The sequence below is a fragment of the Dysgonomonas mossii DSM 22836 genome (assembly GCF_000213575.1).
Classification (GTDB): Bacteria; Bacteroidota; Bacteroidia; order Bacteroidales; family Dysgonomonadaceae; genus Dysgonomonas; species Dysgonomonas mossii.
The window spans coordinates 462,926-480,196 of the sequence record NZ_GL892006.1 but is presented as its reverse complement, the minus strand read 5'-3'; the positions used below and the strand labels follow the sequence as shown (position 1 = coordinate 480,196).

The 17,271-nt window shown below is 37.5% G+C and carries 17 protein-coding genes; 14 read left to right on the top strand and 3 right to left on the bottom strand.

The features are described from left to right. Positions 1-152: 152 nt before the first annotated feature. The 4 genes from pyrE to serB are packed head-to-tail and all read left to right on the top strand — an operon-like array spanning position 153 to position 3,844. Entirely contained in the window at positions 153-782 is a 630-nt protein-coding gene (pyrE, locus tag HMPREF9456_RS08905; RefSeq protein ID WP_006843174.1) for an orotate phosphoribosyltransferase, read from the top strand. Between the two features lie 13 nt (positions 783-795). After that, positions 796-1,245, top strand: coding sequence for an SRPBCC family protein (locus tag HMPREF9456_RS08900; protein ID WP_006843173.1), 450 nt, complete (start codon positions 796-798; stop codon positions 1,243-1,245). Further along, positions 1,236-2,579: an argininosuccinate lyase gene (argH, locus tag HMPREF9456_RS08895; protein WP_087880104.1), complete on the top strand. Its 1,344-nt coding sequence runs from the start codon at positions 1,236-1,238 to the stop codon at positions 2,577-2,579. The genes HMPREF9456_RS08900 and argH overlap by 10 nt, the downstream gene beginning before the upstream one ends. A gap of 44 nt (positions 2,580-2,623) precedes the next feature. Next, entirely contained in the window at positions 2,624-3,844 is a 1,221-nt protein-coding gene (serB, locus tag HMPREF9456_RS08890; RefSeq protein WP_006843171.1) for a phosphoserine phosphatase SerB, read from the top strand. Between the two features lie 654 nt (positions 3,845-4,498). Here the strand turns inward: serB and HMPREF9456_RS08885 are convergent. The 3 genes from HMPREF9456_RS08885 to HMPREF9456_RS08875 form a co-directional block, all read right to left on the bottom strand. Beyond that, positions 4,499-6,112 (bottom strand): ABC-F family ATP-binding cassette domain-containing protein, encoded by a 1,614-nt coding sequence (locus tag HMPREF9456_RS08885; protein ID WP_006843170.1) that lies wholly within the window; start codon positions 6,110-6,112, stop codon positions 4,499-4,501. Between the two features lie 205 nt (positions 6,113-6,317). After that, positions 6,318-7,754, bottom strand: coding sequence for a PDZ domain-containing protein (locus HMPREF9456_RS08880; RefSeq protein ID WP_006843169.1), 1,437 nt, complete (start codon positions 7,752-7,754; stop codon positions 6,318-6,320). 121 nt (positions 7,755-7,875) lie between these two features. Next, a complete protein-coding gene (locus HMPREF9456_RS08875) occupies positions 7,876-8,964 on the bottom strand; it encodes a phosphotransferase enzyme family protein (protein ID WP_018074888.1) in 1,089 nt (362 codons plus the stop codon). A gap of 200 nt (positions 8,965-9,164) precedes the next feature. Between HMPREF9456_RS08875 and HMPREF9456_RS08870 the strand changes: the two genes are divergently transcribed. The 10 genes from HMPREF9456_RS08870 (at position 9,165) to HMPREF9456_RS08825 (ending at position 17,198) form a co-directional block, all read left to right on the top strand. After that, positions 9,165-9,764: a riboflavin synthase gene (locus HMPREF9456_RS08870; protein ID WP_006843167.1), complete on the top strand. Its 600-nt coding sequence runs from the start codon at positions 9,165-9,167 to the stop codon at positions 9,762-9,764. 3 nt (positions 9,765-9,767) lie between these two features. Then, positions 9,768-10,322 carry a nitroreductase family protein gene (locus tag HMPREF9456_RS08865; protein ID WP_006843166.1) on the top strand — a complete coding sequence of 185 codons (555 nt, stop codon included), beginning with the start codon at positions 9,768-9,770 and terminating at the stop codon, positions 10,320-10,322. A gap of 18 nt (positions 10,323-10,340) precedes the next feature. After that, a complete protein-coding gene (locus HMPREF9456_RS08860; protein WP_006843165.1) occupies positions 10,341-10,970 on the top strand; it encodes a DUF2238 domain-containing protein in 630 nt (209 codons plus the stop codon). A 40-nt stretch (positions 10,971-11,010) separates the two neighbouring features. Next, positions 11,011-11,952: a DMT family transporter gene (locus HMPREF9456_RS08855; protein WP_006843164.1), complete on the top strand. Its 942-nt coding sequence runs from the start codon at positions 11,011-11,013 to the stop codon at positions 11,950-11,952. Between the two features lie 28 nt (positions 11,953-11,980). After that, positions 11,981-12,490: a hypothetical protein gene (locus HMPREF9456_RS08850; protein WP_006843163.1), complete on the top strand. Its 510-nt coding sequence runs from the start codon at positions 11,981-11,983 to the stop codon at positions 12,488-12,490. 45 nt (positions 12,491-12,535) lie between these two features. After that, positions 12,536-13,018: a hypothetical protein gene (locus tag HMPREF9456_RS08845; RefSeq protein ID WP_006843162.1), complete on the top strand. Its 483-nt coding sequence runs from the start codon at positions 12,536-12,538 to the stop codon at positions 13,016-13,018. Positions 13,019-13,128: 110 nt separating this feature from the next. Then, positions 13,129-14,205 (top strand): tRNA 2-thiouridine(34) synthase MnmA, encoded by a 1,077-nt coding sequence (mnmA, locus tag HMPREF9456_RS08840; protein ID WP_006843161.1) that lies wholly within the window; start codon positions 13,129-13,131, stop codon positions 14,203-14,205. A gap of 81 nt (positions 14,206-14,286) precedes the next feature. After that, positions 14,287-14,922 carry a trimeric intracellular cation channel family protein gene (locus tag HMPREF9456_RS08835; protein WP_006843160.1) on the top strand — a complete coding sequence of 212 codons (636 nt, stop codon included), beginning with the start codon at positions 14,287-14,289 and terminating at the stop codon, positions 14,920-14,922. A gap of 161 nt (positions 14,923-15,083) precedes the next feature. Further along, positions 15,084-15,809, top strand: a complete 726-nt coding sequence (locus tag HMPREF9456_RS08830) for a YebC/PmpR family DNA-binding transcriptional regulator (protein ID WP_006843159.1) — start codon at positions 15,084-15,086, stop codon at positions 15,807-15,809. Positions 15,810-15,971: 162 nt separating this feature from the next. Beyond that, positions 15,972-17,198 (top strand): M48 family metallopeptidase, encoded by a 1,227-nt coding sequence (locus HMPREF9456_RS08825; protein WP_006843158.1) that lies wholly within the window; start codon positions 15,972-15,974, stop codon positions 17,196-17,198. The last annotated feature ends 73 nt before the right edge of the window (positions 17,199-17,271 follow it).

Below are 17,271 nucleotides of genomic sequence, written 5' to 3'. Positions count from 1 at the left end.
GTTACTTTCATTAAGTAGCTCCTTTTTGCGTTATAAAACGTTCTTTATCTTTATTTCATATTTTCTTTATGGTATAATTTCTTTTGTTATTTCTATTAATTGTATATTTGTAACCGAATAATATTGATTGTTGTTATTTATATCAAACAAAAATGGACACTTTAGAGAAACTGACTGCTGAAAAATTACTTAGTATTAGGGCTATTAAACTGCAACCTTCAAACCCTTTTACATGGGCGTCAGGATGGAAATCACCTATTTATTGTGATAATCGTAAGTTGATATCGTATCCTCGCATACGTACTTTTATTAAAACCGAATTATCTCGTCTTATTCTCGAAAATTTTCAGGAGGCTGATGCCATAGCAGGAGTTGCTACAGGAGCTATCGCACCGGGAGTTTTAGTAGCTGATGCATTAGGTTTACCCTTTGTTTACATACGGGCTACACCTAAAGATCACGGATTGGAAAACCTTATCGAGGGTGAGTTGAAACCGGGCAGTAAAGTTGTAGTAGTAGAGGATCTTATATCTACAGGATCGAGTAGTCTTAAAGCAGTAGAGGCGATTCGTCGCGATAGCTCTGAGGTAATTGGAATGGTTGCTAATTTTACATATGGTTTTCCTGTTGCAACAGAAAATTTTAAAAAAGCTGATGTGAAACTAATTACTCTTACCGATTACGATGCTGTCCTAAAAGAGGCTTTACGTATAGAATATATCGCCGAGTCTGATCTGGATACATTGCAGGAATGGAGAAAGTCTCCGGCTGATTGGAAATAATCCATAATATATAATGGCTGAATTTGTAAGTGAAGTAAAAACTGTTCCGCATTCTGATGCGGATATATATACAGTACTTTCCGATTTGAACAATCTGGAACTGGCTAAAGATAAGATACCTCAGAATATGGTCAAAGATTTGTCTTTTGATCAGGATTCGTGTACCGTTACTGTTGATCCCGTGGGAAAAATACGTTTTGTTGTGGTTGAACGTGACCCCAATAAAACAATAAAATTTCAGGCAGAGCAATTGCCTTTTGATGTCACAATGTGGATACAACTAAAATCCTCGGCTGACGACGAAACAAAGATGAAACTCACGATTAAAGCAGATTTGAATCCTTTCTTGAAACCTATGGTTTCTAAACCATTGCAGGCAGGATTAGATAAGGTAGCGGAAAGTCTTTCTGCTTTGCCTTATGCTGATATTTTGAATAAAGGAAGAATAGAGGAATACCAATGAAACTTTGGGAAAAAAGCGTTCAAGTAAATAAAGATGTAGAGTCTTATACCGTTGGACGAGACAGGGAGTTGGATGTATATCTTGCTCCTTATGATGTTTTAGGCTCTATGGCTCACATTACCATGTTGGAGTCTGTTGGGCTCTTGACAAAAGAAGAATTGGCTGTTTTAATCAAAGAGCTGAAGGTAATATATAAACTGGCAGTTTCTGGCGAATTCGTAATAGAGGATGGTATTGAAGATGTGCATTCTCAGGTAGAACTTATGCTTACCCGCAAGCTGGGAGATGTCGGTAAAAAGATTCATAGTGGTCGTTCCCGTAACGATCAGGTACTCATTGATCTCAAGCTTTTTACCCGCGATCAGATTCATTCTCTCGTAAACTCGGTTACGAAACTAATCGATGTTCTTTTGGAGCAAAGTGAGGAATATAAAAATATCCTTATGCCCGGCTATACGCACTTGCAGATAGCTATGCCTTCGTCTTTTGGACTATGGTTTGGTTCTTATGCCGAAAGTCTTGTGGATGATCTGCAATTACTCTTGGCTGCATATCGGATATGTAATCGGAATCCACTTGGATCGGCGGCGGGATACGGATCATCATTTCCACTCAATCGTCAGATGACAACCGATCTGTTAGGTTTTGACTCCATGAATTATAACGTTGTTTATGCACAGATGGGACGTGGTAAGATGGAGCGTGTCGTCGCTTTTGCTATAGCTAACATTGCCGCAACATTATCGAAATTGTCGTATGACGCATGCTTATACAACAGTCAGAATTTTGGATTTATTAAATTGCCTGACGAATATACTACAGGATCGAGCATAATGCCTCACAAAAAGAATCCTGATGTATTTGAGCTTACACGCGCAAAATGTAATAAGCTGCAAGGCTTACCCAACAATATAACGTTGATCACCAATAATCTTCCATCCGGATATTTCAGAGATTTGCAAATAATTAAAGAATTATTTATTCCTTCATTCGAAGAAATGAATGATTGTTTGCATATGGTTGCGCAAATGATGGGTGAGGTGAAGATAAACGAACATATACTCGATGACCCTAAATATCTTTTGATATTCAGTGTCGAAGAAGTTAACAGACTGGTTCTCGAGGGTATTCCTTTCCGTGATGCTTATAAGCAAGTTGGGTTGGAAATAGAAAAAGGGAATTTTAGTCACAATAAAGAAGTACATCATACGCACGAAGGCAGTATTGGCAATCTGTGCAATGATAGTATTGATATACTCAAGCAGCAAATTGTAGATCAATTCGAATTTGAAAAAGTAATATCTGCTGAGAAAAAATTGCTTGGAGAGAATTAAATTCTTTACCAAATAGGTTTTAATGCATAGCTTAATATTTATATATGAAAGAATCTGAAATAATCCTGGCGAGCTTGTCAGGAGAGGATAAGCCCGGGGTTACTGCAGCCTTAACTGCGGTTTTAGCAGATCACAATGCTAATATACTTGATATAGGGCAGGCTAATATACATCATTCTCTTTCTTTGGCAATTATGTTCGAAGCAACAAATGCCGGAGACGTTATAAAAGATTTGCTTTTTAAAGCTACAGAATTGGGCGTTGTTATCCGATTCTCACCCATCAGTAAGGACGATTATATGCGTTGGGTGAATCTTCAAGGGACAAAGAATAGATATATAGTTACAGTTCTGGGACGTGTTTTAGACCCTTCTCATATTTCGGCTGTAGCACAGGTAAGTCAAAAACATAAATTAAATATCGAAAAAATAATTCGTCTGACAGGCCGTGTGCCATTGGCTGCTTCGGAGCGTCCAAGCCGTTCATGTATTGAATTGTCAATCAGAGGAACTGTAGATGATGTAGATGCCCTGAAGCATGACTTTATGAAACTGGCAGATGATATGGGGATCGATATTGCTTTTCAGGTAGAAAATATGTATCGCCGTATGCGTCGTCTTGTTTGTTTCGATATGGACTCTACATTGATTCAGACCGAAGTTATAGATGAGCTTGCCGAACGTGCAGGGGTGGGAGATGAAGTAAAAGCCATTACTGAGGCTGCTATGCGAGGAGAGATTGATTTTAGTGAAAGCTTTAAAAAACGTGTTAGCTTGTTGAAAGGTTTGGATGAGTCTGTTATGCAGGATATTGCAGAAAATCTACCTGTAACGGAAGGAATGACACGCCTTATTCGGATATTGAAAAAGAGTGGATGCAAGCTGGCTATATTATCCGGCGGATTCACTTATTTTGGAAATTACCTGAAAGATAAGTATGGTTTCGACTATGTTTATGCAAATGAGTTAGAGATCGAGGATGGTAAGTTGACGGGCAATTATGTAGGCGATATAGTTGATGGCAAGCGTAAAGCAGAGTTACTTCGTTTGTTAGCACAAGTAGAAAAAGTTGATATTCGTCAGACCGTTGCCGTCGGAGATGGAGCCAACGACCTTCCGATGCTGAATATAGCAGGATTAGGTATTGCTTTTCATGCTAAACCAAAAGTGAAAGCAAATGCGAAACAATCCTTATCTAATGTAGGTCTCGATGGTATCCTATATTTCTTAGGTTATAGAGATTCTATGCTCGAAGGAGAGAAGTAAACAAATACAAAATATAAATTTTAATAGGCTGTCTTGTAAAAGAGGGCCTATTTTTTTAGTATTAACACGGATGTTAGTGATGTTTTATCTTTATTTGATAAATATGTAATATTCAATTGGTAAAAGTCTAAAAATATATGGATCGTGATTTTTTGCACACAAAAGATATATAGGAACTTTTTTCCGTATCAAGTATAACTTTTAGATATTTTGGGATTATAATAATATCTGAAAGGAGTTATACCCAATAACCGCGCTATCCAAAATCCACTTTCACAAGCGGAAATTTAAATCTGTAAGGTCGGTAATAAATAAGGAGACTTACTCGGATATTGGGGGTTACAAATGCCCAGAACACCCTAAATAACTCCTTCCTGATATTTCATCATTTTCCTATCTCTATAAACAGGAAAATATATATATGCCACATTATTGGCAAAATTCTACTATTGTGTGTTAGCTACACATCTGTAGCCAATACAAATATAGGCAAATATTTGGTATTAACTATAGTAGTTATGTTAAAAATACACGAAGGTGTTAATGAAATAGAAAAATGATAGGTTTTGCGTGCTTGTTATCCTTTTTTAAGGTTTATGTTAAAGGTAAAAAGCGATAATCCGTACTGAATTATCGCTTTTAGATATATGTTAATTATTTGTACATCTTGTTTCGTAATGATTTTATATCCTCCGAAGTGATATAATCATCATAATCCATGATCTTGTCGATAATTCCATTCGGTGTCAATTCTATTACACGATTACAGACAGTTTGTATAAATTCGTGGTCGTGCGACGCCATCAATACATTCCCTTTAAACTGAATGAGTGTATTGTTGAAAGCCTGTATCGATTCCAAATCCAAATGGTTGGTGGGTGAGTCGAGAACAAGGCAGTTTGCGCTCTTTAGCATCATCCGTGCTATCATACAGCGCATCTTTTCGCCCCCTGAGAGTACTTTTGTATTTTTTAGTACTTCTTCACCCGAGAATAACATTCTGCCCAAAAATCCTTTTATATAGATTTCGCTTGTGTCATCAGAGAATTGTGATAGCCAGTCGATCAGGTTCAGGTCTTCTTTAAAATAATCACTGTTATCCAACGGTAGATAAGCGTTGGTAATAGTTTGCCCCCAGCTGAACGTTCCTGCATCAGGCTTGGCATACTCATTTATTATCTCAAAGAATGCAGTCATCGCGCGCGGATCTTTCGAAAGGAAGATAACCTTATCTTCTTTTTCTATGTTGAAGCTGACATTATTGAATAATACTTTCCCTTCTATCGATTTGCTTAGTCCGCTAACTTCCAATATCTTATTTCCGGGCTCACGATCGGGTGTAAAGATAATTCCCGGATATTTACGAGACGATGGCTTAATTTCTTCAATGTTCAGCTTTTCAAGCATCTTCTTACGGCTGGTAGTTTGCTTCGACTTGGCTACATTGGCACTGAATCGGCGAATGAATTCTTCCAATTCTTTTTTCTTTTCTTCAGCTTTTTTGTTTTGTTGTTGTTGCTGACGCAAAGCTAATTGGCTCGATTCGTACCAGAAGCTATAGTTACCTGCAAACATAGTTACTTTACCAAAGTCTATATCTACAGTATGTGTACACACAGAGTCTAAGAAGTGACGGTCGTGCGATACAATCAATATTGTATTCTCTGCATTTGCCAGATAGTTTTCCAACCACATTACAGTTTCAATATCAAGGTCGTTGGTAGGCTCATCGAGAAGCAGGTTGTCTGGATTACCAAACAAAGCACGAGCTAACAAAATACGTACTTTTTGCTTACCGCTCATATCACCCATCATCTGATAGTGCAAATCTTCGCTTACGCCAAGTCCACTTAATAGCATTGCTGCGTCATTCTCTGCATTCCATCCTTCAAGTTCGGCAAATCGTTCTTCAAGCTCCGATGCTCTGATACCATCTGCGTCCGAAAAATCTTCTTTGGCATACAGAGTATCTTTTTCTTGCATAATACTCCATAGCGTACTGTGCCCTTGTAGAACGGTGTTCATTACCGTTTGATCATCAAACGCAAAGTGATCTTGAGACAATACAGAGAGGCGCTCACCCGGTCCTAAAGAAAATGTTCCGGTTGTAGCATCTTTTTCGCCGCTAAGTATTTTGAGAAGTGTAGATTTCCCTGCGCCATTAGCGCCGATTATACCATAGCAATTGCCACTTGTAAATTTAAGATTCACGTCTTGGAAAAGTACTCTTTTTCCAAACTGAATCCCTAGATTAGAAACTGTTATCATTATTATTATTCAATTACAGATTATATACGATATAGGATAATATCTCATTACCCAAATGCGGGCACAAAGGTACAAATTATTGGCTGATAATCAAAGCATACCAACCTTTAGGAATAAAATTATATTATAATTTAGACTAAAGACAGTCTCATTCTTCGTTTACAAAGAAATAGCTTTTACTGCTTGTTTCTTATCTATTACATTCTTACAAAGTTCTGATTGTTACAGAATGTCTTATTTCAGGAACGATTTGAAAAATACGTCTTTGTATTCCATCCCAAGCTTCGATTGTGATTTTATTATCCGATTTGTTATTGACGTATTTTTCGAAGCCATACAGGTAAGAAAATTGCGTGAAATAATCGGGTTTCGTAAATTCTTTCGCAATGTCATTATAGTATCCTGCACTCCAGAACATACAGTCCGAAAAGCCTTCCGAGTTGATAAAGCGAGTAGTCTGATCTCTGAATACCATTGTGTCATCTATGAAATAACGATATCCGGCAGACAGGACATCTTTGTTGCGTTCAAATTTTCTGTTGTTTACCTTTTCTATAATGTAGCCCGGACGTATACCGGCAATATAAGCAGGGGAATTAAAATCTACATCTTTTATATGTCCCAGATCATCTGCATCATAATAAATCCCTGTATAATTATATTTGTTGGTTTCTACAATATAATTAGCTTCTCTTTTGTTTTGAGTGTATGGAAACTGTTTGAGCATCAAAGGTGTATGAAGTTTCACATAGTCTTCGAGCGAATACTGAGCAGAAAGATAATCTTTGATGTTACAATCCCATATTTGAGTTAGCTTCGAATTGTCTATGTATTTACGATCGTAGAAGCTGAAGCCATATTCTACTATGTATTGAGCCGAAGAACCTACTTTAGGATCATTGGAATCAAATATAGGTAGAAGTACCAATTGTTTTTTGTCGCAGTCGTATCGTAATGATGTAGGGTTATAATTGGGGTTATTCAACCCTGTGTATCTGTTGTTGGGTGAGTAGCTGTAATATGCCTGTACTACTATATCTGGATCGGAAGTATCTCTAACCAAACCTTTCGACTGTAATTCTTTTTCTAATAAGGTTGTAATCTGCTTGTCTATAGCCGGCACATTCTTTCCCGCATCATAAAAGTCGTACGTGTGATAATCTGTGAAATCTACATCGGGGTTTGTCTGTACATGTAGCGGTAGCGTAAATATCTGATGATTGGTGTTTTCAAGGCTATAAAAAGAGTATACCTCAGACAACTGTTTTTCGCTTACCGAATTAGTCGCAATACATTTACGCATAAGCGGGTACTCCTTGAAGTAAGTATTCATATTGCGGATTGTAAATTTTACTTCGGGGTCGTATTTGTTATCAAACAGCCAGTTTGCGATGGTCTGATTGTCTCTCAGATATGTGGCCTGCCCATTGATCTCCATTATTATATCATCTATTTTTATTCCCGATTTTTCGGCAGGAGAGTTGGGCTCTACTCCCGTAATAACCAATTCACCATAACCCCAGTTCTGGTTTCTGCTAACTTCGAATGTTATGCCGTAATAGCAGTTTTTTTCATAGTCTTGGGCTTTTACGTAAAAGGGAGTTATTAATAAAAGAAGAAGAATATAAAGTACTTTATTCATTTTGGGACCAGATTGAAAAATTAGAGCACAAAGATAGAACTAATAGATTAAATGCATGTTATCTCTTGCAGAAAAAAGACAATTCTAAAATATTCTCTATGCGGGGTAAACTTGTATTTTGTTATTTTGCCAATTTATCTATAATTGCCAGCATCTGATTGTAATTCTTGTCTATTGATTCCAATAATTTGTATTGTGCACGGGTACGTACTAAATTATGCGTGTCATATTTAACCTTATAATAATTGTCGCCGTCTATGTAATCCATCAGAAAGCGAAGTACTTGTTCGAATGTGATATATTTCGCTGAAAATGCAAGATTCTCTATTTCGGCTGGAATAAGAAATACTTTTGTCTCGGAGAGGTAGCCTTTGGTGTAGCCTTCAAAAATATCCATTTTAAGATACACATTGTCGAGATTTTCATCATCTTCTTTACCTGCATTTGCATAAGAACGAATGGCGTCGCCATAATCATTGAGGCAGATGCTGTTAAGCACCGTATCGAGATCAATTACACAGAGTACATTCTCTTGTTTGTCGAACAAGATATTGCTTATTTTAGTATCGTTGTGAGTTACACGCATCGGTAGTTCTCCTGTCTCTGCTTTTGTCCAGAAGTCCAACATTTCTTTTCTGCGGTTCTCTATCAAATCTATTTCCTGCTGTACCTGCGATTTTCTGCCTACGGGATCTTTAGCCAACATATCATCCCACTGGCTGAAACGTATGCGCATATTATGAAATCCGGGTAGTATATCTGCCAGAGGTTCTTTCATATCAGCTAGCATAGCTTGAAATTTCCCGATGCCTTTCCCTCCCTGTGCTGCCAACTCAGGCGAATCGGCAAATTGGTATGTTATCGTATCTTCTATAAATAAGCAAGCTGCCCAATATTCATTTTCTTCGTCTTTGTAATATAGCTTCCCATCGGTTGTCGGTGTAACGGTAAGTGCTTCACGAAGCGGATCTCCACCCTGTCCTTTTATCTTCTGCTTTAGGTGCGTGGTTACCTTATAGATATTTTCCATCATGGATGGAATGTCTTTGAATATATTTTTATTCTTGCGTTGGAGGATATAATTGGGACTGTTTCCTTCTGTTTGTACAAAGAAAGTATCGTTGATAAGTCCTTCTCCCATAGGGCGAATTTCTTTTACTGTTCCCTCAAAAGCAAATTTGTTACCAATGTTTTTAAGTGTTTCTTTCATGATGCTAAATGATATAAATAAGGTTGGTTGTTTTTTTCCACAAATACAAAAATAACGAAATCTTCTTAATTCGAATCTTGTATTGTTTTGTGAAGGATGCGGAAACATGACAAAAAGTAGAAATCTATAAATAGACTCTAAATAAATACGTAACTTTATACCGCGAAAAAAATATATAAATAAATTAAAGGAAATAAATCATGTTTTCAGGAATAGTAGAAGAAGCAGCAACAGTAGTATCGTTACGTAAAGAAGCCGAAAACCTGCACCTTACAATGAAATGTTCATTTACTCACGAATTGAAGATAGACCAGAGTGTGGCTCATAACGGCGTGTGCCTTACAGTGGTAAATTTGGAGGGAGATACATATACAGTGACAGCTATAAAGGAAACATTGGAGCGCTCAAATCTTGGCTTGCTGAAAGTAGGAGATAAAGTAAATTTGGAACGCAGTATGTTGATGAACGGACGCCTCGATGGTCATATTGTACAGGGACATGTAGATCAGACAGCAAAATGTGTTGAAATACGTGAAGCAGACGGTAGCTGGTACTTTAAGTTCGAATATGAATTTGACCGGGAAATGGCAAAAAAAGGATATCTTACTGTTGATAAAGGTTCTGTTACTGTTAACGGTGTCAGTCTTACTGTGGTTGATCCTACAAATAATACATTTGAGGTAGCTATTATTCCTTATACTTACGAGCATACAAACTTTCATCAATTTAAAGTAGGTAGTGTAGTTAATCTCGAATTTGATATTATAGGTAAATATATCAGCCGCATCACTCAACTTTGATAAATGAACAAGGACGATTTCTACGAATTGGTAAAGCATCGCCAAAGTACACGAGCTTTTGATACTACACGTACAGTAGATAGAGAAATCATAGCCCGCATACTCGATGCCGGACGTTTAGCACCTTCGGCATGCAATGCACAGCCATGGCATTTTATTGTAGTAGACGAGCCCGAATTGAAGAACAAGGTGGCAGATGCCGCTTCTGCCCGTCTGTTGGGGATGAATCATTTTACGAAGCAGGCTCCTGTTCATATCGTAGTCGTTGAAGAAAAAGTAAATTTGAGTTCGGGAATCGGAGGTATTGTAAAAGACAAGCATTTTGCGTTTCTGGATATTGGTATAGCTGCTGCACATATTTGTCTTGCGGCAGAAGCCGAAGGTTTAGGAAGCTGTATATTGGGTTGGTTTGCCGAATCGAAAATCAAGAAATTACTCAATATTCCTGACAACAAGAGGGTGGTACTCGATATTATTATCGGCTATCCGGCTCAACCTTTACGAGACAAAAAACGAAAAACAACCGAAGAGGTGATTTCATATAACACATACAAATAGAGTTATTTCATATTTCCTATGGAGAAGAAATATTGGGTTTTTCTTATCATCTTTGTTCTCGTAGCCGTTTGGTCGGGGTATCAGCCTTATGAGACAGGATTGTGGTTTCTGGAAGCCGGGATATGCCTTGCGGCAGTTATTCTATTAATGACTACTTTCAAGCGATTTCGGTTTACGGATATGACCTATATTTTTATTCTTATCCATCTTATCATTTTGTTTGTGGGAGCTCATTATTCTTATGCCCGTGTACCACTATTCGATTGGGTAAAAGAGGTTTTTGATCAGGACAGGAACAATTACGATAAGGTCGGGCATTTTGCACAAGGCTTTATTCCTGCTATGGTTGCCCGTGAACTGCTTATTCGTTTGGACGTGGTTCGGAAGAAAGGTTGGATCCCATTCTTCGTTATTTGTATTTGTTTAGCAATTAGTGCCTTTTACGAACTGATAGAGTGGTGGACTGCGGTTTTGTCGGGAGACGGAGCGGAAGATTTTCTGGGCACGCAAGGGTATGTATGGGATACCCAGTCGGATATGTTTTGTGCTATGATAGGAGCAATTTGCATGCTGATATTCTTTTCAAGATTGCAGGATAAGCAAATAAGTAAAATGGCACACTCTGATGATTCAGAAAAAGATAATTAATCAATATTTTTTAGATATATATCTAACTTGTAATTAAACAATGAGATTGACACCAAAACAAGAGGGGAACATTATAATGTTCATTGTGATTTGCGTATTTGCAATCAATATCCCTGTCAACAAATATGTATATTCTCACGGATACCTTTCTTCGTTTGGTATGACACTTATGCGTATGTCATTTGGTGGTCTTGCTTTTTGGTTTACTTCTTTATTCACTCCGAAAGAAAAAGTAGAGAAGAAAGATATGCTGATTCTGTTTGTCGGTGGGCTTTTTGGTATGGTACTCAATCAGGGGCTTTTTGCTTATGGTCTCAGCCGTACGTCTACTATCGATGCATCTATAATAACTACGGCAGGGCCCTTGTTTGCTATGATTATAGCAGCCATTGTACTAAAGGAACCTGTAACGGCAAAGAAAGTAGGAGGTGTGGTTGTTGGTGCTGCCGGTGCTATATTTTTGGTATATACGAGCCATTTGGGGCATCCCGGACAGGAAGCGGATATGATCGGAAACTTGTCGGTGGCGAGTGCTTCTTTTTCGTATGCCTTCTATCTGGTTATAACACGTCCGTTGTCAACCAAATATTCACCTATCACATTGATGAAGTGGATGTTCCTTTATTCCGCAATTATCTTGTCACCAATTTTCTATAAAGAAATAACAGAGGCTCCTTTATTTACTCAAAAGGATATATTTCCCTATCTGCTTGTCGGGTTTACACTCGTGGGTGCTACATTTTTTACTTATATGATGATTCCGTTGGCTCAACGGCGAATAAGGCCGACCACGATAGCTATGTATAATAATTTACAACCTCTCATTGCTTCTTTTATCGCAATATCGGTAGGGATGGATAAATTTACAATAGATAAACTGATTGCTGGTATCCTTATTTTTGTGGGTGTGTATCTGGTAACAGCAAGTAAATCGAAAGCAGACTTGGATAAAGAAGTAGCTGAGGTTGAAAATAAAGTGTAAATTTGTAGATTAATATTATTTGAATGTGATGAAGAAGATAAGAATCATATTACTATTTATACTTTTGCCTTTGGCCTGTTCTGCTCAATTTTTAGGAGTAGGTGTTCAGTATGCCGATGCCAAAGGTAAAGGAAATGACTTCCAGTTTACAGCCAACGCCTCTTATCCGGTATGGCATAAAAAGAACCCTTTCAATTCTTTTATATCCAGTGGTATCGATTACACGGGAGGGAGCTCACCTGTTGCAGGACTAAACCTGAAACCTATACAGCTTACTAGTTTTATCAGCGAATCGTTATTCAATAAAAATAAGGTAACTATTCTAGTGGGATGCGATGCGGGTTATTTGTTTAATTTCAGGCATGGGAAGGACGGAATTGTAATCACTCCGAATGTATATATAGATTATAAATTCTTTTTTGCAAAAGCTGGGTATGACTTTAACGTAACAGGAAACGAACAGCAGTTCTTTGTCCGTGCCGGATTTTGTTTCGGTATGGGCTCTATCAAGTCCTTTGTGAAAACCGAAATATGGTAATATTCGAATAATAATCATATTTTTAGTATCTGTAAATATAGTATAATGAGGAAAGTCTTTTTTGTCTTTTTTATGCTGATGCCTCTCATGGCGTTCGCTCAATATCTAGGTGTTGGCGCTCAGTTTGCACAAAAAGATAGATTACAGCTTTCAGTAAATAGCTATATTCCTCAGTTTGTATTGAATGATAAATCCGCACCCTTCATATTCGGAATAGGCGGAGGTACAGATTATATTTCTCCTGCTTCGTCATCGGTTTCAGGTTTAAATATAAAGCCTGCTTCATTCTTTGTTATTACCAACAACTATTCACCATTTACAGCCGCCGTTAAGTTTGATGCGGGTTATAATTTTGGCTTCGGACGTGGTAATGGTATCGTCTTATCGCCTAACCTGTATTTTGACGCTTACATGTGTTATGTTTCGGCAGGTTACGACTACAATACGTTTAATTGCAGAGGTCAATTCTATGTTCGCATTGGAGCTGGGCTGACCTTGGGGCTCTTGAAGTCTCTGGTTAATAGGTGATATACAAGAATGTCATCGTTTAATATCTTATAATGGATAACTCCGAATTTACAACTATTTTTACTAATTTTGCAGATTATTTTATCTCGCATTAATTATCCTTTCAAAAAATGAAAATTGCAGCGTTGGTGTCGGGAGGCGTAGATAGCTCTGTGGTTGTACATCAACTTAAAGAACAAGGCTACGATCCTACGATATTTTATATACGAATAGGCATGGAGGACGAACAAGGTTATATTGATTGTCCCGCAGAAGAAGATATAGAAATTACAACATATATTGCTAAAAAATATGGTTGTAAGATGGAAGTGGTATCATTACATGAAGAGTATTGGGAGAATGTAGTGAGCTACACAATAGATGCAGTGAAGCGTGGTCTTACACCTAATCCCGATATGATGTGTAACAAGCTGATCAAGTTTGGATGTTTCGAACAAAAATGGGGACACGAGTTTGACAAAATAGCGACAGGACACTATGCTACAACTACAGAAATAAATGGAAAAACGTGGCTCTCGACAGCTAAGGATCATGTTAAAGATCAGACCTATTTTCTTGGGCAAATAGATTACTTACAGGTTTCGAAGCTCATGTTTCCGATAGGTAACTTGCTTAAGAGCAAAGTGAGGGCTATTGCTGCACAGGCAGGATTGCCATCGGCTCAACGTAAGGATAGCCAAGGTATTTGTTTTTTGGGTAAGATCAATTATAACGATTTTATCCGCCGATATCTGGGTGAGCGCAAAGGAAAGATTGTAGAACTGGAAACAGGTAAAATCTTGGGTAAGCATGATGGTTATTGGTATCATACCATAGGGCAACGCAAAGGCTTAGGGCTGAGTGGCGGTCCTTGGTTTGTAATCAAGAAAGATACCAAACGAAACATCGTGTATGTTTCTAACGGATATGACCCTGAAACCCAATATGGGAAAGTGGTAAATCTGGCTGGTTTTTCTTTTATCACCGAAGATATTTGGGGCGACTTTAATGGCTCTAAGGATATAACCTTTAAGATCCGTCATACCCCTGAATTTACAAGAGGTAGAATTGAAAAAATAGGAGACTTATACCGTATATATTCCGACGATAAAGTGCAAGGTATTGCCTCCGGGCAGTTTGGCGTGGTGTACGACAACGACTCTAAACTGTGCATAGGCAGCGGTATGATTGCAAACGATGAAGATTAAATATTTTTTCATATAGTGGCAATGTAGATTTTATTAGTAAAACTGCCACCTGACACAATTCACAACATAATTCTTTCTACCATGTTCTTTTTTGCTGATTTGACACACATAGAGGTTGTCGATATAATTGAAGTATTGGGTACAATAGCATTTGCGATCAGTGGTATCCGTTTGGCTTCGGCGAAGCGTTTCGATTGGTTTGGCGCTATTGTTATCGGCTTTGTGACTGCTACGGGAGGAGGAACACTTCGTGATCTTCTTCTCGATGTTCCCGTATTTTGGATGCAGGCGAGCCGTTATATATGGTGTACGCTTTTTGCTTTTATCATAGTTCTCGGTTTTCGTAAATATCTGGTTCATCTCAATAATACGATCTTTTGGTTCGACTGTATCGGTCTTGGACTATTTGTTGTTGTAGGGTACGAAAAAGCCTTGGTGCTCGGCTATCCGGTATGGGTATGTGTATCTATGGCTACGATAACCGGTATAGTAGGGGGGATAATACGAGATATTCTTATCAATGAAGTTCCCATAATATTTACTCAGGAACTATATGCCGTTGCCTGTATTTTGGGCGGAATATTGTTTAGTATTCTTTATTATTTCAATATTCAGTTGTTAGTCATAGAAGTTTCCACAGCCGTATTTGTAGTGGTAATTCGATTCTTTGCTACCAGATATCATATCAAATTACCAATATTGAAAGGTGAGGACTAGATAGGGGATAATTTATTTATACCCTGCTGATATATACGAAATGATATTCATATACTTTTGAGATGAATATTCTTCATTCAGCAAAATTTAGGAGGTTTGTTCGATAATTTTTATACTTTTGCATAGCAAAAAACAAGATAATAACGATTATATAAATATTTATGGGAAGAGCGTTTGAATACCGCAAAGCGACAAAGCTGAAACGCTGGGGGAATATGGCCCGCGTATTTACTAAGTTGGGAAGACAAATTACTATAGCTGTGAAAGAAGGCGGTCCCGAACCGGATACCAATCCTCGTCTTCGTGTATTGGTGCAGCAGGCAAAAAAAGAAAATATGCCTAAAGAGAACGTAGAACGTGCCATCAAGAAAGCTACATCGAAAGATGAGGCAGACTATAAGGAGGTGGTATATGAAGGATACGGACCTTTTGGTATCGCTATAGTAGTAGAAACTGCGACAGATAACCCTACCCGAACAGTGGCTAATGTGCGTAGCTACTTCAATAAGCATAACGGATCTCTTGGTACATCAGGTAGTCTTGAGTTTTTGTTCGACCATAAATGTGTATTTAAAATTGCACCTAAAGAAGGTGTTTCGCTAGAAGACCTAGAGCTCGAATTGATCGATTATGGTGTGGATGAATTAGAACACGATGGAGACGATATTATCCTTTATGGTGAATTCAAATCTTACTCCGAAATTCAAAAATATCTTGAAGAAAACGGCTATGAAATTCATAGTGCCGAGTTTGAACGCATACCGAACGATCTGAAAGAACTTACAAAAGAGCAACAGGAGCAAATCCAAAAATTGCTGGATAAGTTTGAAGACGATGATGATGTTCAGAATGTTTTCCATAATATGAAAGAAGACTTCGAAGAATAAGCAATAAATATAATTAAAATAAAAAAGCTGCAAAATTAAGATTTTGCAGCTTTTTTTTGTGAGTTCATTTATTTGTATTTAAGACTATTGCATTTTGATAATAATTGTCCGTAAGTTTAATTTTTACTTTCGTATATTTGTTTTCTCTAAGAAAAAATCTCTATGTCATTATATCTGAGTATCATATTACTGATTGTAGTCCTGGATTTTGTATGGACACAATACCTAGCTTACCGTAATAGGAAGCGTATGAGTCCCGAAATTCCTTCTCAACTAGAAGGAATTTATAATAAAGAAGAATATATAAAGCAGCAGGCGTATCAGAAAGTAAATAGCCGGTTTAGTCTTTATACGAGCTTATTTTCTTTTGTGATATTACTATTTGTCTTATGCTTAGGCCTTTTTGGCTGGTTAGATGAATTGCTCCGTCAGTATATCACCAATGAGATGTTTTTATCCCTTGCTTTCTTTGGTATTGTCTATTTACTCAATGAAACCATAACCCTACCGTTTGCCTATTACAGTACTTTTGTGATAGAAGAACGATTTGGATTCAATAAATCTACTACAAAAATATTTTGGCTCGATCAACTTAAAGGTCTCCTGTTGACCGCTCTTTTAGGTGGAGCTGTTCTCTCTCTTATAATTTGGCTTTACGATACTCTGGGTGCTAATGCGTGGCTTTATGCTTGGGCTGCTATTACTGTGTTTTCGTTGTTTATGACATTATTTTATTCCAATATAATTGTGCCATTATTTAATAAGCAAACACCTTTGGAAGGAGGAGAGTTGCGTGATGCAATTGAAGCTTTTGCTCAAAAGGCTGGATTTGCAATTAATAATATCTATGTAATGGATGCTTCGAAGCGGTCGACCAAGGCCAATGCTTACTTTACAGGATTTGGCGCAAAGAAACGCATTGTTTTATTCGACACCTTGATCAATGATCTTGATAAAGACGAGATTGTCGCTGTACTGGCTCATGAGATAGGACATTACAAGAAAAAGCATACACTGCAAGGGATGTTTATCTCTATTTGTTATACAGGAATCATGTTGTTTTTACTGTCGTTACTTCTCGACAATAAAGACATTGCAGTAGCCTTGGGTGGACAGTCGGCATCGTTTCATTTAGGACTAATAGCTTTTTCTATTTTCTTTACTCCGGTTTCTTTTGTTATTAATGTGCTTTCGAGTATTCATAGCCGTAAAAATGAATATCAAGCAGATAGTTATGCCGCTGATTTTGGGCTAGCTGATTCGCTCATTAGCGGGCTGAAGAAGTTGTCGGTTAAATCATTAAGCAACCTGAATCCTGATTCTTTATATGTGTTTTTTAATTATTCTCATCCTACATTATTGCAGCGTATAAAAGCAATAAAAAAATAAGAATATCATTTAAACCTTTATTATCGGCCTAGGTCTTATAATTATACACAATGTTGTACTTAATATAATACAC

Bases quoted from the DNA above. Each gene is read 5' to 3' on its own strand.
- HMPREF9456_RS08835 (WP_006843160.1), top strand. From the start codon at position 14,287: ATGTTCTTTTTTGCTGATTTGACACACATAGAGGTTGTCGATATAATT.
- HMPREF9456_RS08855 (WP_006843164.1), top strand. From the start codon at position 11,011: ATGAGATTGACACCAAAACAAGAGGGGAACATTATAATGTTCATTGTG.
- pyrE (WP_006843174.1), top strand. From the start codon at position 153: ATGGACACTTTAGAGAAACTGACTGCTGAAAAATTACTTAGTATTAGG.
- HMPREF9456_RS08880 (WP_006843169.1), bottom strand. From the start codon at position 7,754: ATGAATAAAGTACTTTATATTCTTCTTCTTTTATTAATAACTCCCTTT.
- HMPREF9456_RS08875 (WP_018074888.1), bottom strand. From the start codon at position 8,964: ATGAAAGAAACACTTAAAAACATTGGTAACAAATTTGCTTTTGAGGGA.
- HMPREF9456_RS08850 (WP_006843163.1), top strand. From the start codon at position 11,981: ATGAAGAAGATAAGAATCATATTACTATTTATACTTTTGCCTTTGGCC.
- HMPREF9456_RS08870 (WP_006843167.1), top strand. From the start codon at position 9,165: ATGTTTTCAGGAATAGTAGAAGAAGCAGCAACAGTAGTATCGTTACGT.
- serB (WP_006843171.1), top strand. From the start codon at position 2,624: ATGAAAGAATCTGAAATAATCCTGGCGAGCTTGTCAGGAGAGGATAAG.
- HMPREF9456_RS08885 (WP_006843170.1), bottom strand. From the start codon at position 6,112: ATGATAACAGTTTCTAATCTAGGGATTCAGTTTGGAAAAAGAGTACTT.
- HMPREF9456_RS08860 (WP_006843165.1), top strand. From the start codon at position 10,341: ATGGAGAAGAAATATTGGGTTTTTCTTATCATCTTTGTTCTCGTAGCC.
- HMPREF9456_RS08830 (WP_006843159.1), top strand. From the start codon at position 15,084: ATGGGAAGAGCGTTTGAATACCGCAAAGCGACAAAGCTGAAACGCTGG.
- HMPREF9456_RS08845 (WP_006843162.1), top strand. From the start codon at position 12,536: ATGAGGAAAGTCTTTTTTGTCTTTTTTATGCTGATGCCTCTCATGGCG.
- HMPREF9456_RS08900 (WP_006843173.1), top strand. From the start codon at position 796: ATGGCTGAATTTGTAAGTGAAGTAAAAACTGTTCCGCATTCTGATGCG.
- HMPREF9456_RS08825 (WP_006843158.1), top strand. From the start codon at position 15,972: ATGTCATTATATCTGAGTATCATATTACTGATTGTAGTCCTGGATTTT.
- mnmA (WP_006843161.1), top strand. From the start codon at position 13,129: ATGAAAATTGCAGCGTTGGTGTCGGGAGGCGTAGATAGCTCTGTGGTT.
- HMPREF9456_RS08865 (WP_006843166.1), top strand. From the start codon at position 9,768: ATGAACAAGGACGATTTCTACGAATTGGTAAAGCATCGCCAAAGTACA.